This is a genomic window from Lysinibacillus sp. NPDC092081, assembly GCF_044755845.1.
Lineage (GTDB): Bacteria > Bacillota > Bacilli > Bacillales_A > Planococcaceae > Lysinibacillus.
Genome location: NZ_JBIVRU010000021.1, coordinates 1 through 15,499 on the forward strand (window position 1 = coordinate 1; position 15,499 = coordinate 15,499).

Sequence of the window (15,499 nt, forward strand, 5' to 3'; positions counted from 1 at the left end):
TTGTTTCTCGACAATTCAAGTATATATAAATCAGTGAATCTGTGCTTTTTTTATGCGCGAAATTGTATGAATACCCCAAGAAATATTATAGAACCGATATATTTAACATAAAAAAGAGCATCACTGTCGATGCCCTGTTACAAATAATTATTATTAAAACAATTCTTTAGCTCTTACCTTTTCCATAAAAGCCGCGTACCCTGTAAAACCTTGAATGGCACGCGCAGTAGGGCTTGGCTTTTCTTTTTCTTCTTGTTTCTGCTCTGCCTTCGCTAGTTGATTTAAAATCTGCTCAAATGAAGTAGGGTTAGGCTTTGGCAATTCGTACGAAGAAATGGCTAGAACTTTACTTCCACTATATTCATGTAAAAATGCATTTGCCATTTGGCGATAGCCTTCAAAATTTGGATGTACATCAGAGATATTGGGTAAAAGGTTTGTAGCGTTTAACTCAAAAGCATCATATACGTCTACATAAGTTGCACCAGCATGCTCTGCCTGTTGCTGTAAAATCGTATTTAGCTTTACAAGTTGTGCATTCGTGCCTTCTTTTTGCGTAGCATGAACATTTGGATAAGCAAAATAATAGCCCATTACATAGACCTTTGCTTTAGATGCCCGCACTTTCAATTCTTCTAAAATCTCCGCCATATTTTTTCTGGCAATATTTAATGCATAATCCGTTTTTAGCTGTGAAAAGGCTAATGTACCAGCAGTTGGATTGACCTGCACTAGACGCAGTAAATCATTGGCACCTGCCGAAACAGTAATAAGTGTGGCATTAGCTAGTAAGTCACTTGCTTCCTCAGATTGTACTCGTTTCAAGACATCAGCTGTTGTATAGCCTGGGAAAGCGAGCTCCTTCGTATAGAAACTCAATTGCCTAGTCATTCCTAATTTCATGGCGATTAAATCACTGTAGCCTGTATCAATCTGTTGATAAGGCGTTTGACCAGCCGCCAAGGAATCTCCAACTGACAGATAGTTTTCAATCTGAGCAAATGCAGATGAAACACCCAATACCATCGTGAATATTGCTGTACCAATTATATTTAGTAATCGTTTCATCTGCCCTACTCCTTTCTTCAAGAGCTTAAAATGCCCAGCTACCTTTGCGGAAAATTGGCTCTACAGTTCCATCTGGTAAAATACCGTCAATGTCCATCTCACCGCTGCCAATCATAAAGTCCTCATGAGTTACTGAAATATTTGCACCTAACGCTTCAAGCTGTCCGTTTTCTAAATCTCTTCCACCCTCTAAGCAAGTTGGATAAGCTTCACCAATCGCTAAATGGTTCGATGCATTTTCATCAAACAATGTATTAAAATATAAAATCTCAGATGCTGAAATTGGTGATTCATGTGGTACAAGTGCTACCTCACCTAAATAGCAAGAGCCTTCATCTACATTAATAAGCTCCTGTAATAAATCATGGCCTACCTGTGCTTCAGCCTTAACAATTTTTCCTTCTTCAAATGTCAGTTTAAAGCCATCGATAATATTCCCTTGATAAACTAATGGTTTTGTATTGCTTACATAGCCATTTACACCTTGTTTCATCGGCAACGTATAAACCTCTTCTGTCGGCATATTAGCAATAAAGATAGTATCATCTGGCGTTTTACTACCTCCAGTAAGCCATTTATGCTGTGGCGCTAAGGCAATTGTTAAATCAGTACCTGACGCTGTATAGTGAAGCTTCGCATATTTTTTATTGTTCAGTAGGGCCGCACGAGATTCTAAATTTACTACGTGTTCATGCCAGTTTTCAACAGCATCGCCTTCACCGATACGAACAGTTTTAAAAATGGCTTCCCATAATGCTGGTACTTGTCCCTCAGCTGCTAAGTTCGGGAATACCTTCGATGCCCACTTTGGTGAAGGGACGGCAACGATCGACCAAGCTATTAAATCTTTCATTACGGCGTTGCGATAATTTTTCAGAGCAGCTCCTGATACTTTTTGATGGGTAGCTAGACGATCTGCTGAAATACCTGCTAATTTATCGGGGTCTGCAGCATCAATCCATAATAGTGCTCCTTTACGTTCGATCACCTCATCACGCATTTTAACTACCCATTCTGGGAAACGATTAAATTCTTCATCTGAGGCATGCTCAAAGTAAGCACGATCCATTTCATCATCTGAAAAATTAACATGAACACGTCCTGCTCCAGCCTTATAAGCCTCTTTCACGACTAAACGGGCAAAATCCAGTGCATCCACTGATGTATTAACTAATAAGTATTGCCCAGGTTGAATATTGACACCGACTTTTACCGCAAGTTCTGCATATGCTTGTAATTTTTCTTCAAACGTCATATTATTTACCTCGCTTTTGTCCGATTGTTTTTGAATTACCCTCCACTAGCTTGCCTTCATGCCATACTTTCTGTACAGGTTTCGCAGAGATTTCTCTTGTCCATTTTTTATACGTTTTTTCATCACGATAAGATAATAGCGTTAATACTTCACCATCTGCTCCAGCACGACCTGTACGACCAGAACGATGCAAATACTGCTCAATTGTTCTTGGGACATCGACATGAATAACATGTGTTAAACCTTCAATATCTAAACCACGTGCTGCAATATCTGTAGCAATTAAAATACGCGCATCACCTTTACGGAATGCATCTAACGCCTTTTTACGTTCTTCCTTCTTCATGTCAGAATGTAATGTCACAATCGGTGCCGAACGATATTGTAATTTCGTTTCCTTCATCAGCAATTGATCGATATTATTGACGAAAGCAAGTGCACGTAACCCTTCTGTATGTGATAGTCGGCGTAGGAAATCAGTTTTATCTCGCTCCTCCACTTTCACGAAGGAGTGTACAACTTTACCAACCTTTAACATATCTTCAGGTTTAATCTTGAAGCGTACTGGCTCGAACATCATACGACTAGCCACTAATTCAATTTCTTCCGTAATTGTTGCTGAAACAACAACTACTTGTCGCCCAAATGCTGAATTTTCGATAAAGGATTTTACGACAACACGATATTCACGACTTAGTAACTGATCGCACTCATCTAAAATAACTGTTTCAATTTCTTTTAGCTTTAATTTTCCAGCGCGTGCTAATTCGTTTAATCGGCCTGGTGTTCCTACAACAATCGTCGGTTTTTTCTTTAACTTTTCGATTTGACGTGCAGAGTTTGCGCCACCAATTAGTTGTTGAACCGTAATATCAGAACCTGCTGTCCATTCACGGATAACCTCTACAATTTGCATTGCTAGTTCCTGTGACGGGGCTACGATAAGTCCTTGTGTTTGTTTTTTTGAACCGTTTACTTTATTTAGTAAAGGAAGTACATACGCTAAAGTCTTCCCCGACCCTGTCGGTGATTCGGCTACAATATCTTTGCCCTCAAGCATTGCTGGAATCATTTCGTCTTGAATTTTCATCGGCTCTTCAAATTTCCATTTTGCTTGTAAATCTTCATTTAATAAATTTATTACTGACATGTAATTTCCCACCTTCTATCTGCTTGACACTAGTTTAACACACTAATCATTTTCCTACTTCATAAGTACGTAAACCATTATATAATCGTTATAATGAGGCTTTCTTAGTTTCACCTATCAAATTTTGAGTATGCGAATAAAAAAATCTGCGCGACTTACGCACGGGATTTGTCAGCCTTCAAGCCTCATAGACACTTGAGTTTCTTTGAAGGTTTACAACTTACCTGCGAAAAGCGAACAGATTTTTATTTAGATCAATTATGCCTCGGCATAATTGCGTCCGGAATCGGCTTTGTGCTTAGGCCTGCATGATGCAGGTCAGTTAGCCGTTATCGCATGGATGCGATGTTCTTAGGCTAACATCCTTTAAGAACTCCTTCCCGATTCCGTGACATCCGCCGGAGGCTTTAACTTCTTTCAGCAGGTGTTTGGACACCTGCTGAAAGAAGTTAATTCAATTGTTAATCTACTATTTCATAGCCACATGCTAATATAGCACGTTCTGCTAAAACGATTAATGAGTCGATATATTTGTCACTTAATTTTAAATCTCGATTGACGATTGATAATTCAGTACATCCTAATACGATACGATCACAATTAAGTGCAAGCATTGCTTCTTCTATCGGCTGCCAGTCCTCCTGAGAGACATCTTTTCCAGCCTTTACATAATCGTAAATAATAGACATGACTTTTTCTTTCATCACATCGTCTGGTACAACTGGTGTTATATCAAATTCCTCTAACGCATCTTGATACATATGTGAGGTTAATGTACCCGTTGTCGCTAAAATACCTACACGCTCTGCCCCTAAATCAGAGGCGCGCTTTGCCGTTTCCCTTATCATATGTAATACAGGAACTGGAGAACCTTCAACAATCTCATCATAAAAGGTATGTGCCGTATTACATGGAATAGCAATCACATTTGCCCCAACAGAAGCAAGCTTTTTTGCATCTGCTACTATCACTGGTACAGGATTTTCCTTTGTACTATCTAAAATAAAGGCAGTACGATCAGGGATATTTGTATCATTATCAATGATTGTATGTAGATGCTCCTGATCCTTCGTTGCCTTCGTACGTCTTACAATCATTTCACCTATAAACATCGTTGCAAGTGGACCAACGCCACCAATTATACCTAAAGTTTGTTTTTTCATTAGTTTGACAGACCTTTGTTGTTAAAATATTTCTTATATTGGCGATAAAAGCTTAAATTATCTAGCGTTATATTTAACCAACGCTTCGCATTCATATCCTTATAATTAAAGATGGAATCCGTAGCCATTCCTTGGCGAATAAGACTTTTCGCTTCAATCACAAGCTGTTCATTTTGTACATATTTAAAGAGGACACCATTTGGCACAATTGTCCAAAGATGCTTGTTCTGAACATATGTTAGCTGTTGCTTACTTCCGCGGATAAAATCATCCGCAACATATTGCATTAAATTATAGCCACTTGCTGTCACATAATAATTTGAAAGTTCATTATGTAATTCAATACTTAATAGCTTATATTGACCGTCACGTTCATCATACTTCATATCAAACGTGGCAAAGCCTTGGAATCGTATTTCCTCAAGAAACAATTTCACGCGATCCATTAAGTCTTTATTGTATGCTGTCATGATGGCTACATAGCGACCAATCCCCTCCGGAGAATGCTCCTCTAAAATTGGGTTACCTACAGAAAGCAGCTTTACCTTACTATCTTGCCCAACATAAGCATTTACGACGCACATATGAGCATCTTCGCCAGGAATATATTGCTGTACCATTAAGTCATTTCGGTACGCCGATTCCTTATAAATGGCATGGAAAATAGCGTTCTTTTCGTCGTTATCTTTTGCTATATATACTCTTTTCTTGCCAGGAAAAATACATGTAGCATACTTTGTCATATTCAAAGGTTTAATGACAACTGGATATTCAAAAGGGATGTCAAATTCCTCATAGTCATTGACAGTGCAAACATGCATTGCCGGATAAGGAAAGCCGAACTTCGCACAAAGTTCATACATGCTCTCACGCGTTAATAGTTCGTTAGCAAGGTTTGCATCCACATAAGGAATTACAAAATACTCTGCTAGCTCCTCTTTATGTTGCACAATTTTTTTTACGTAAAATTCATCGCAGGCTAATAACAGCAATTTTTTACCTGCAAATTCCTCTGCAATTGCCTTTAACGCAACGACAAAACGTTCTTCAATATAGAGTCTTGGAATTTCACGAAATATTAATAAATCACTCTGCTGTATTTTCTCCATATTCGTATGATTTAATGCAAGTGGTTTAACGCCATAGGACTCGTAAAATGCTCTTGCCATGCCGTAAGCATTCATTTCATCTCCTAATAAAACCGGTAAAAAAGCGTGCTCAATGGCCATTCTACTCAACTCACTTTAGCTTTTATTAAGCTCTCTCATAACGTGGGGTCATCCCCTGTGACGAGCCTTTTTTACAAGTGTAACATACTTTCCTTGTACTCCTTATAACTCTTCTTTGAATCATTTATGAACGGCTACAGCTTGTTCATCTAACTCTCTATAGCTTTTAAAAAACTGATCCACATTATAAGTGACAAAGCCTTTTAATGGGTCCATAACAACTACTTTATCGCCTAAATGTCCAGTTAAAACAACAGCATGCAAGTTCATGTACGCTTCATGTGGCATTGTTTCACCTTCATAGATCCAGCCCTTATCTGAACTTTTTTTGGGTGTTGATAAATCCAATGTAACCCACGTCACAACAGGGACTCCCTCCCGAACAAGCTGTAAAATTTCGTCCTGCGAGGCACCACTTTTATTTGTCACTCGTAAGTCTGCCTGTTTATCTGCTATTACTGCCTCTGCTGCTTTGACAATCGGAGCTGCAAAGACATACATACCGCTTGTTTTTTCACGAGGATTACCTGCAAAAGCCTGTGCTGGATTTGGACCAAATCGTTGTCCGTCTACAATACTAATCTTTTGCTTCGGTAAATAGTTATCAGCCATTTCCAGCTTCGTAACATCTAGCCCATAATAATTTAATACAGCCGTTAATGATGTTATTTCACAGCCATGTGGAAGTTCAGGTTTTTGCATAACAACTGGTACATCCAGCTCTTGCTCGTCCCTTGAAAAATGTGTCTCCAATCGATAATATGGCTTTGTCGCATCATATGTAAAATTTTCGATTGTCGTATAACCATCGTTTTTCGTACTATTTTCAAGCGTAGTTGCAGCTACAGCATATTTCCGTCCCTCTAGAAGTTTCGAAAATGTTGCTTCGCCCTCTTCCGAGCCAACCGCATCCTCCACTACCTCACCTGTCTCTACATCTGTAGCAGTTATATAAAGGTTAGGTATGGGTGCACCACTATTAAACTCTACCGTTAATACTGTTAATCCTTTGTTTTGCGTTTCTTGCTGAGAAAACGGATTGCAACTCGAAAGTAGCATGATTATCATAATACCTATTAGTAAAAGGCGTTTATACCTCGTCCACAAGACAAATTCCGCTCCTATCTTGTTTGAAGACAATAACTTCAATTCTATTATTTCTATTTATCGCAAACTCTATTATACGCTAATTTCATAGACGTTCCTATTTTAACTTCTATCAGCGGTTGTCCAAACATCCAGTGAAATAGAGGAACTCGTGTGCGCCCGATCAATGTATTACTATGTTTGCTATTTTCGAGTTTCATCAAACCGTTTTACACGTTATGGCGTGCTTACTCTTGGACGTAATGTATGCTTCAAAACTTTACCAGAAGCATTACGTGGCAATTCAGCTAAAAATTCGATTTCATGTGGCACCTTATACTTTGCAAGTTGAGTCCGACAATAAACCAATATCGCCTCTTCATCGGAAGACTTCCCTTCCTTCAATACGACAAATGCTTTCGGAACTTCGCCATATACTTCATGTGGTAAACCTACAACAGCTGCTTCTAGAATTTCTGGCAGTTGATATAAAACCTCTTCAACCTCGATAGGATAAATATTTTCGCCACCTCGAATGATCATATCTTTTTTACGATCAACAATATAGAGATAGCCTTCTTCATCAAAACGCCCTAAATCTCCTGAATAGAGCCAGCCATCTTTAATTGTTCTAGCTGTTTCTTCAGGATTACGTAAGTAGCCTTTCATTACTTGTGGTCCTTTGACACAAATTTCTCCTACCTCACCCGCTGGCACAGCTTCACCAAAGCTATCAACAACACGGACGTCTGTTTGTGCTAATGGTTTTCCTACGGATCCAATCTTTGTCAATGCATCGGCATCTAAAAGAGAAGTGGTGGCAGGAGAATTTTCAGTTTGTCCATACAGGTTTTGTACTTTCACATTAGGGAATGCCTCCTTCACTTGCTTAACAAGCTCATAAGGCATCGGTGCCGCTCCGTAACATAATAAACGTAAATATTTAAATGTATGTTCCTTAAAGTTAGGTGTATTTAAAATAATTGTATACATTGACGGAACACCAAAGAAAATTGTTGAAGCTGTAGCGACAAACTGTTCTAATGTGTTTGTCGAAGAAAAAGCCTCTTCTATAACCATAGTGCCGCCTTTATAAAACATCGGCATCGCAAATACATGAAGACCTGCACAATGAAATAAAGGCGTACAAATAAACATTCTATCCTCATTGGTCATATCCATTGATGACGACCATATATCCGCAGTTGATACAATATTTTGATGAGTTAGCATTACTCCTTTCGGTTTACCCGTCGTACCAGAAGTATACATAACAACAGCAGTATCATGAGGCTCCAATTTGACAGCTTTTCTTTGACCTGGATAGTTTTTAATAACTTCTTTCATTTCTTTGAGCCCTATAATATGTTGAAATGGATACGCAATAGTTGCGAGTACATCCTCTAACCTTTCATCATAAATAAGTCCTTTAGCTTCTGAATGATTAAAAATAAATTCGACTTCTGGAGCTGCTAGTTTTGTATTAATGGGCATGACAACATAGCCCGCTAACTGAACACCGATATAAGCAATTAAAAATAAATCTGAATTGAGCGTATATAATGCAATTACATCATCTTTTTCAAAGCCTTGCTCTTGTAAGTACGCTGCGAATTTTTCTGCACTTTTATAAAATTCACTATAAGTTAGCTTTGTCCCATCGTATACCGTTGCAATCCCATTTGGTTGCTGCACAGCATAGTTTTGTAGAATATCTGTCATTAACATCGTCATCATAAGACCCCCAAATCTTTAATATTCATTACCCTCACACCCTGATAAAATTCAGAAAATTACAATTATATTTTATCAATCTATGAAAAGGTTGGCAATTTTTCTATACATAAAAAAGTATGAGGCCCAGAGCGCAAGTTGGAACGGAAATCAGCTTACGCTATGGCGATGAACCAAAATATGAACAATAAGTAACCAAATATACTTATACATTTTACTTTTCTATCAATTTCTGTTAGGTGTATGATGTTTGTATAATGTTCTTTAGGAAAGGCCGGATAAAAAATGCTGTACGCACTTTTAGGAGATTTACATTCTAATATAGAAGATACAAAGGCAGTTCTAGCCCATATTCAGCAAACTGCAAAAGATTCAAAAGTATTGGGATTAGGTGATTTATATGAATGTACTGTAAGCAAGAAAAAGGCACAAATATTGTCGGGTATACCGCTACAAAAAGCTGCGATAGTTGAAAATGATTTTGAAAATTTACTAACATTCCCCTCAATTCGTGGCAATCAGGAAGAGCGTATTACACGTGTCACCGGCATCGAACGTTTTACAGAGCTACCTGAAACAATGGAGATTGATGGTGCAACACTTATACATGGACATCAATTTCAATGGAGTGTGACGTGGCAGCCTACATTTCCGGCATTCAAGAAATCACTTCTTTTCTTCGGACATAGTCATGAATCAGGTCTTTATCATCACAATAAAAAATTACCTATTCGCATTCGCTTTGGCCAACCAATCGCACTACAAGAAAAGCAGTACGGTATCAATGTTGGATCAGTTATTGATCACCGTGAGTGGTGTCTTTACGATAGTAATAAACGAACAGTAACATTTATGTGCGCCCCTGCTGTTGAGAATGTTTGATTATTTTTCATCAAGGGCAAACCTCACTATGGCATTTCGCTGATATACATCGTAGTCAAAAAAACGCTAAAGCCGACTTCGACTCTAGCGTTTTTTAAACTAGCAATTTTCGCAATCCTTTAAAGCATCTAATAATTTTTCCATTTCACAAATACGATCGCACATAGTTTGAATCATATTTCGAAGGATTGGTATTAATTCTTGGCAAATACAGAACCTTAAAACGTTTTGCGCTAGTCGAACGCCTGCCTGATGATGAACAATCATTGTTCGAAGAAAGTTTATATTAATATTATTGGAAACTGGTGGTAAGCTCATTGCTTGGAACATAGCCCCGGTAATTTCTTTATACGCACACATATATTCGTACAATTCACATTCCGAATTTTGTACGATACAGCATCTATTTTGTATCGCTTCGAGGCATTCAACAGTCTCCGTACTTGTTTGTATTATTTCTAATGCGAGATTTTGTACAAGTATATTCGTGGTGTATCGCAAAACATTTTCCGACAATTTAATAGCAGCTACTTGATGCGGTAATATTTGCTTAATAAAATTTTCTGAAATACTACATGTAATTGTCACATAGGTCATGCCCTGCATCATTTTATCGAGGATCCTTTGGTTTTCCTCTAAATAAGCCTTTGTTACATTACTGAGTACAACTGATTTAGTCATTAGACACACTCCTTTCAGAGTAATATATGCCCGATAGGTTGTTGTGCGGTAGACAATTGTACCAACTGATTTCTATTGTTTCCTAACAGCATTGAAGTATTTTCAAAGCCGAAATGTTTAATCTTTTTTGTATGTATCCAAGCACTTTTGACAAATACATTGATTTTGAGGTACTTCTTCAAGAATTTCTTTAGGAAAACTTTTTGTCATACACCAGCAATCCTTTTGCCCATTTACTACCCCACAATGATTTTCTTGTCCACATAACGGACAACGTTTTTCCTCCATTCGTACACCTCCTTACACGTACTTTACATTGTAAAATAAAGTGAAATTTTAATCAGTGATTTTTTTATTCCAACCGCGATTTTACGGAATAAAAAAAGAGGAGTATTTAATTTCACACTCCTCTCCAAATAGCTTATTGCTTTTTCCCATGAATCTCTTGCTTTACTTCTTCAACATCTGTATCACTATATATTTCTGTACCGCCCCCGCCTCTTTGGGCTAGCAGCTTTTTCACTTCATTGTAAGACAAACCACCTTCTGCATTTTTTCTTTTTACTTCATTAATATCTGTTCCAGCAGAAGTAAACTGAGCTTCATTATGATCAGTCATATAAATCCCTACCTTCTATAATTCATCAGGCTGCAATTCAATCAATTCATCGCCTTCTCGTTCTACCTTTTTATTGAGCTCCTTAATCGGTATTGCATCAACCGTTTGCATATCTTCGTGTAAATCGAAAATACTAATTGTATCTGATTCAACCATGTCTGGTTTGTTCTTGCTTGCTAAGTTCATAAATACTTTTTTCTCATGTGGTATGTTTTCTATGTCCATCATTGCTCACTCCTTTACCAATACTATGTGCAATGTTGGATAAATCATGAGCCTTTCGTTTTCACATTTTTATCGATACGATGATATTCAGATATTTGAATGATCCGAATTTGTCTTGTATGCAGCTCGTGATAAATCCCTCTACTATCAGTGAAAGATATATATTGATCTCGTTCGCTTCGAACTAATGCCTCAGCTTTTTCCTGTGATTCGATATGGATAAATCTCCTTACATAATGCATTTCATCAAAAAAATAAGTAATTTTAAATTCTTTCATAAATAACTCCTCGATTACTGGATATGGTTTGTTACTGCTTATCATATCCAACTAGCTGCAGTTGCTATCCTCATGAAAATCAATTATGCCTCGGCATAATTGCGTCCGGAACGGCTTTGTGCTAGCACAAAGAACTCCTTTCCGATTCTGTGACATCCGCCGGAGGCTTTAGGCCAACACGATGTTGGTCACTCAGTCGTTGCCACAGGACGTGGCGTTCTTAGACTGAGTTCCTTTATTTCAGCTGGTGTTTAAACACCCTCTGAAAAGCAACTTAAACCTGCATTCATCTCACCAACTATAGAGGCGGGAGACTTCTGTAACTGCCGTTTCACTTTCGTTACATAAAACATTTGTACCTGTCGCTTCGCTTTCGCCACAAAAGACAATTGCTGAAAGAAGTTAAAGGTATTTTCTATATCTACGGCATAACCTGTATTAATGTAATTTTTTTGCACATCACCATAGCGTGAGGTTGATTTCCGTTCCGACTGAGGTCGTCCAAAACGACATACGTTTTAACAAATGTCATCCCTAACTTATGGTGATGAACCTTATTTTATTGGAGGTGAAAAATTTGATTCATACAGTTAAAGCAGGCGAAACATTGGCCCAAATAGCTAGAAATTATCGTACACCGTTATCGTCCATAATGGCTGCTAACCCTGGGTTAGATCCGAATGTACTTTATTTAGGACAACAAATTGTTATACCTGGATTTCCTAATCCAAATACTATCCCTTATAGAATAGATATTTCTACTGAAAATCGATGGTTGCGGTTATATAAGGATAATATTCTTCAAAAGCAATACCCAATTGCGGTTGGAAGGATGCTACATGGTACACCTACTGGCGATTTTATAATCATTAATAAGGCTCCAAATCCCGGTGGTCCTTTTGGAACAATGTGGATGAGTTTATCTAAAGAGCACTATGGTATTCATGGAACTAATGATCCTACCTCTATCGGTCATGCCGTTTCACGTGGCTGTATTCGTATGCATAATAAGGATGTCGAAGAGCTTGCAAGCATTGTCCCAATTGGTACTGAAGTTTTTATTCATCTTTAAAAATCAACAAGGCTATCTCTTAAGATAGCCTGTTGAAAAATGAATTTATGACAGAACATCTAAAGTGAAGTACCAAAAGATACATGCTATGTGATGTGATTGATTGGAGTGGAGGCTGGGCGACTCCTCGGGGATCAGCAATAAAGAAACGAAGGCTAAAATCATCACGTCCTGTGATAACGCCTTCGTGACCAACATCCTGTTGCCCCGACGCCCCCAGGAAAGCGCCCAGCCGGAACGGAAATCAACCCCTCGCTTTGCTGAAGATACCACTTTAGTGCAAATTAACTCTCACCTCTAGATTGTTCAAGCTTCGCTAAATAGTATTGCTCCTCTCTTAGCATATGATCCGCCATTAGAGCTGTAAATGTTCCTAATACTTCTGCACTTAACTCCATCTCCTCTAACTCCCGTAAAAAAGTTTTGAATAATCCCATTTCTATATCCACATCATGATTAAAGCGATTTAATGCGGGGAATGAGTCTATATTTGAACGCAAATATCCTGTAAGCTCTACTGCTTTTAAATAAAATTCTTCAAAATGTTGGGCAAAGGTAGTACTTTTTTGCCTCAATCTTCTTTCTACACCATCCAAATCGTCATGAATGATACCTGCATGTCCTGATGCATCTAACAGCCAGAGTAAGTGATGATGTAGCTCATGAAAGATTGGCGGGACTTCCCCCTTCTTCAGATAGCTAAGTACATTTTGATATTCCTCTAGTTCATTCACCATGTGATTAATAAAGGTAGGTGGTAGATGGATATTAATATTTCCCGTTAATTGCTTTCTAAGCAAATAAAATTTAAATTGCTTTAGTTGTTCTACAGCTTCATCGACTGAAAGTGAGAAGGAAACCGCATTATTGGCATCTATCGAATTAACATAGGCAAGCAGCTGAGAAAATTGAAGAATAAATGAACTCGCTCTTTTTATATCCTCTGTTTCCGATGGATACAAGGAATCATGAATAAATTGAGAATGATCTTTCAGTATCCTTAGCCAAAATTTATGTTCAAACATCGCATGCTGTAAGTAATTCGACAACCAGTCACATCCCCTTTATGCTATACGTTCCTCTATTCTATTCTTCTTGAAAATCTAATATTAATGCTTAATCTAAAATTGTCTTTTCGTATAGGATGAAACGCTTAAAGCTATACTACTAATGCTGAATTTTCATTAAAGGAACATACTGAAAAATTAGGAGGGGATATACTTGTCCACAAAAGACAATACATTATCGATTTTCGCCTTAGGTGGCATTAATGAGATTGGCAAAAATATGTATGTAGTACAGTATGGGAATGATATTTTAATTATCGACTGCGGCGCTAAGTTTCCAGACGAAAGCTTACTAGGTATCGATTTAATAATTCCTGATATTACGTACCTACTGGAAAATAAAGAGAAAATCAAAGCATTAATTGTGACACATGGTCACGAGGATCATATCGGCGGTATCCCTTATCTGTTAAAGAAATTAAATGTCCCTATTTATGCGACACGTTTTACTCTTGGGTTAATCGAGCTAAAGCTGAAAGAACATAAGCTTTTAAGAGAGACAGAATTAATAGAAATTCATTCCGATTCATCATTAAATTTCGGACAAGTTGATGTTAGTTTCTTTAGAACAAACCATAGTATACCTGATTGCTTAGGAATCGTTATGAATACACCTGAAGGAAATGTAGTACACACTGGAGATTTTAAATTTGATTTAACGCCTGTCAATAATCAGTTTGCAGACATTCATAAGATGTCTGCGATAGGATCAGAAGGCGTACTAGTACTTATCTCTGAAAGTACGAACGCCGAACGACCTGGGTTAACTCCTTCAGAGAAGCTTGTCGGTAATCATATTGAAGATGCATTTTTACATGCCGAACGTAAAATCGTTATCTCTACTTTCGCTTCTAATGTTAATCGTATACAGCAAATTGTAGATGCAACGATTAGTACAAATAGAAAGCTTGCATTACTTGGGCGGAGTATGGTGAATGTTGTAGATGTTGCGCTTGAGCGAGGCTATTTAAACGTTCCAGAGGATTTGTTAATTGATGCACGTGAGGTGAAATATCTTCCGCCTGAAGAAGTTGTTGTACTATGTACGGGTAGTCAGGGTGAGCCATTAGCTGCACTCTCTCGCTTAGCAAGTGGAAATCATCGCGAAGTAAAAATTTTACCTGATGATACAGTTATTTTAGCTTCATCACCTATTCCAGGGAATGAGAAGGGTGTTTCACGGATCGTTGATAATTTGTTCCAGCTAAGTGCAAAGGTTATCTATGGTTCCGCTAGTCATACAGGGATGCACGTTTCAGGTCATGGCTATCAGGAAGATTTAAAACTAATGCTTACACTAATGAAGCCTAAGTTTTTCATTCCGATTCATGGTGAATTCCGTATGTTACATCAGCATCGTTTGCTAGCAGAGTCCGTTGGTGTCAAAAAAGGGCATACGTTTATTATGAAAAACGGGGATGTTGTTGATATTGAAAATGCAATGGCTAGGCAAACACGGAAAATCCCTTCAGGTGATACGTATGTCGACGGTATTGGTATCGGTGAAGTCGAAGGAGTTGTCTTACGAGATCGCAAACAGCTTTCAGAAGACGGTATGCTTGTTATCGTTATAACGCTTAATAAGGTAGATGGTGCCTTTATTTCAGAACCAGATACAATTTCGCGAGGTTATGTTTATGCCAAAAACTTTGAGGAGCTTTTAACTAAAGTAAATAGTCTCGTCAAAGAAACAGTAAATGAGCTTCAGGAAGAACGTAAGCAGCAAATACATGTCTTAAGAAGAGAAGTTAAAAGAGCTGTCGGTCAATATCTATTTTCACAAACAAAAAGAAAACCAATGATTTTACCTATAATTATCGAAATTTAACTTCTTTCAGCAGATGTCCCAACATCCGCTGAAAGAAGTTAAAGCCTCCGGCGGATGTCACGGAATCGGAAAGGAGTTCTTTGTGCAAGCACAAAGCCGATTCCAGACGCAATTATGCCGAGGCATAATTGATAAAAGTCGGTGTAAGGGGTTTTTGCCTTT

The 15,499-nt window shown here is 38.0% G+C and carries 17 protein-coding genes; 3 read left to right on the forward strand and 14 right to left on the reverse strand.

Features of this window, described 5'->3' with window-relative positions:
• Window positions 1–153: 153 nt before the first annotated feature.
• The 7 genes from ACIQLB_RS20885 to ACIQLB_RS20915 all read right to left on the reverse strand — a co-directional run bounded on the left by ACIQLB_RS20885 (window position 154) and on the right by ACIQLB_RS20915 (window position 8,685).
• Window positions 154–1,068 carry an SGNH/GDSL hydrolase family protein gene (locus ACIQLB_RS20885; RefSeq protein ID WP_400730310.1) on the reverse strand — a complete coding sequence of 305 codons (915 nt, stop codon included), beginning with the start codon at window positions 1,066–1,068 and terminating at the stop codon, window positions 154–156.
• 25 nt (window positions 1,069–1,093) lie between these two features.
• Window positions 1,094–2,323: an aminopeptidase gene (locus ACIQLB_RS20890; protein ID WP_400730312.1), complete on the reverse strand. Its 1,230-nt coding sequence runs from the start codon at window positions 2,321–2,323 to the stop codon at window positions 1,094–1,096.
• 1 nt (window position 2,324) lies between these two features.
• A complete protein-coding gene (locus ACIQLB_RS20895) occupies window positions 2,325–3,473 on the reverse strand; it encodes a DEAD/DEAH box helicase (RefSeq protein ID WP_400730315.1) in 1,149 nt (382 codons plus the stop codon).
• 461 nt (window positions 3,474–3,934) lie between these two features.
• Window positions 3,935–4,636: a cysteate racemase gene (cuyB, locus tag ACIQLB_RS20900; protein WP_400730318.1), complete on the reverse strand. Its 702-nt coding sequence runs from the start codon at window positions 4,634–4,636 to the stop codon at window positions 3,935–3,937.
• Window positions 4,636–5,865 carry a carboxylate--amine ligase gene (locus ACIQLB_RS20905; protein ID WP_400730321.1) on the reverse strand — a complete coding sequence of 410 codons (1,230 nt, stop codon included), beginning with the start codon at window positions 5,863–5,865 and terminating at the stop codon, window positions 4,636–4,638. The genes cuyB and ACIQLB_RS20905 overlap by 1 nt, the downstream gene beginning before the upstream one ends.
• A 120-nt stretch (window positions 5,866–5,985) precedes the next feature.
• Window positions 5,986–6,972, reverse strand: a complete 987-nt coding sequence (locus ACIQLB_RS20910) for a C39 family peptidase (protein WP_400730323.1) — start codon at window positions 6,970–6,972, stop codon at window positions 5,986–5,988.
• A 216-nt stretch (window positions 6,973–7,188) separates the two neighbouring features.
• On the reverse strand, window positions 7,189–8,685 hold the full coding sequence (locus ACIQLB_RS20915; protein WP_400730326.1) for a class I adenylate-forming enzyme family protein: 1,497 nt from the start codon (window positions 8,683–8,685) through the stop codon (window positions 7,189–7,191).
• Window positions 8,686–8,970: 285 nt separating this feature from the next.
• Here ACIQLB_RS20915 and ACIQLB_RS20920 point away from each other — a divergent pair, with 285 nt between their 5' ends.
• Window positions 8,971–9,567, forward strand: a complete 597-nt coding sequence (locus tag ACIQLB_RS20920) for a metallophosphoesterase family protein (RefSeq protein WP_400730328.1) — start codon at window positions 8,971–8,973, stop codon at window positions 9,565–9,567.
• A gap of 99 nt (window positions 9,568–9,666) precedes the next feature.
• Here the strand turns inward: ACIQLB_RS20920 and ACIQLB_RS20925 are convergent, their stop codons facing one another.
• The 6 genes from ACIQLB_RS20925 to ACIQLB_RS20950 form a co-directional block, all read right to left on the reverse strand.
• Window positions 9,667–10,248: a DUF305 domain-containing protein gene (locus ACIQLB_RS20925; RefSeq protein ID WP_400730331.1), complete on the reverse strand. Its 582-nt coding sequence runs from the start codon at window positions 10,246–10,248 to the stop codon at window positions 9,667–9,669.
• 117 nt (window positions 10,249–10,365) lie between these two features.
• Window positions 10,366–10,536: a cysteine-rich CWC family protein gene (locus ACIQLB_RS20930; protein ID WP_400730334.1), complete on the reverse strand. Its 171-nt coding sequence runs from the start codon at window positions 10,534–10,536 to the stop codon at window positions 10,366–10,368.
• Between the two features lie 133 nt (window positions 10,537–10,669).
• Entirely contained in the window at window positions 10,670–10,867 is a 198-nt protein-coding gene (locus tag ACIQLB_RS20935; RefSeq protein ID WP_400730337.1) for a gamma-type small acid-soluble spore protein, read from the reverse strand.
• A 15-nt stretch (window positions 10,868–10,882) separates the two neighbouring features.
• Window positions 10,883–11,095, reverse strand: coding sequence for a hypothetical protein (locus ACIQLB_RS20940; RefSeq protein ID WP_400730340.1), 213 nt, complete (start codon window positions 11,093–11,095; stop codon window positions 10,883–10,885).
• Between the two features lie 41 nt (window positions 11,096–11,136).
• Window positions 11,137–11,370, reverse strand: coding sequence for a hypothetical protein (locus ACIQLB_RS20945; protein ID WP_400730343.1), 234 nt, complete (start codon window positions 11,368–11,370; stop codon window positions 11,137–11,139).
• Window positions 11,371–11,621: 251 nt separating this feature from the next.
• On the reverse strand, window positions 11,622–11,828 hold the full coding sequence (locus tag ACIQLB_RS20950) for a hypothetical protein (protein ID WP_400730345.1): 207 nt from the start codon (window positions 11,826–11,828) through the stop codon (window positions 11,622–11,624).
• A gap of 119 nt (window positions 11,829–11,947) precedes the next feature.
• On the opposite strand from ACIQLB_RS20950, the gene ACIQLB_RS20955 reads away from it, so the two are divergent.
• Complete coding sequence (locus tag ACIQLB_RS20955) at window positions 11,948–12,442, forward strand: L,D-transpeptidase family protein (protein WP_400730348.1); 495 nt, start codon at window positions 11,948–11,950, stop codon at window positions 12,440–12,442.
• Between the two features lie 284 nt (window positions 12,443–12,726).
• Here the strand turns inward: ACIQLB_RS20955 and ACIQLB_RS20960 are convergent, their stop codons facing one another.
• Entirely contained in the window at window positions 12,727–13,491 is a 765-nt protein-coding gene (locus ACIQLB_RS20960) for a DUF2935 domain-containing protein (RefSeq protein WP_400730351.1), read from the reverse strand.
• Between the two features lie 172 nt (window positions 13,492–13,663).
• On the opposite strand from ACIQLB_RS20960, the gene ACIQLB_RS20965 reads away from it, so the two are divergent.
• Window positions 13,664–15,337: a ribonuclease J gene (locus ACIQLB_RS20965; RefSeq protein ID WP_400730354.1), complete on the forward strand. Its 1,674-nt coding sequence runs from the start codon at window positions 13,664–13,666 to the stop codon at window positions 15,335–15,337.
• The last annotated feature ends 162 nt before the right edge of the window (window positions 15,338–15,499 follow it).

Bases quoted from the DNA above. Each gene is read 5' to 3' on its own strand.
- ACIQLB_RS20885 (WP_400730310.1), bottom strand. From the start codon at position 1,068: ATGAAACGATTACTAAATATAATTGGTACAGCAATATTCACGATGGTA.
- ACIQLB_RS20890 (WP_400730312.1), bottom strand. From the start codon at position 2,323: ATGACGTTTGAAGAAAAATTACAAGCATATGCAGAACTTGCGGTAAAA.
- ACIQLB_RS20895 (WP_400730315.1), bottom strand. From the start codon at position 3,473: ATGTCAGTAATAAATTTATTAAATGAAGATTTACAAGCAAAATGGAAA.
- cuyB (WP_400730318.1), bottom strand. From the start codon at position 4,636: ATGAAAAAACAAACTTTAGGTATAATTGGTGGCGTTGGTCCACTTGCA.
- ACIQLB_RS20905 (WP_400730321.1), bottom strand. From the start codon at position 5,865: ATGGCCATTGAGCACGCTTTTTTACCGGTTTTATTAGGAGATGAAATG.
- ACIQLB_RS20915 (WP_400730326.1), bottom strand. From the start codon at position 8,685: ATGACGATGTTAATGACAGATATTCTACAAAACTATGCTGTGCAGCAA.
- ACIQLB_RS20920 (WP_400730328.1), top strand. From the start codon at position 8,971: ATGCTGTACGCACTTTTAGGAGATTTACATTCTAATATAGAAGATACA.
- ACIQLB_RS20925 (WP_400730331.1), bottom strand. From the start codon at position 10,248: ATGACTAAATCAGTTGTACTCAGTAATGTAACAAAGGCTTATTTAGAG.
- ACIQLB_RS20930 (WP_400730334.1), bottom strand. From the start codon at position 10,536: ATGGAGGAAAAACGTTGTCCGTTATGTGGACAAGAAAATCATTGTGGG.
- ACIQLB_RS20935 (WP_400730337.1), bottom strand. From the start codon at position 10,867: ATGACTGATCATAATGAAGCTCAGTTTACTTCTGCTGGAACAGATATT.
- ACIQLB_RS20940 (WP_400730340.1), bottom strand. From the start codon at position 11,095: ATGATGGACATAGAAAACATACCACATGAGAAAAAAGTATTTATGAAC.
- ACIQLB_RS20945 (WP_400730343.1), bottom strand. From the start codon at position 11,370: ATGAAAGAATTTAAAATTACTTATTTTTTTGATGAAATGCATTATGTA.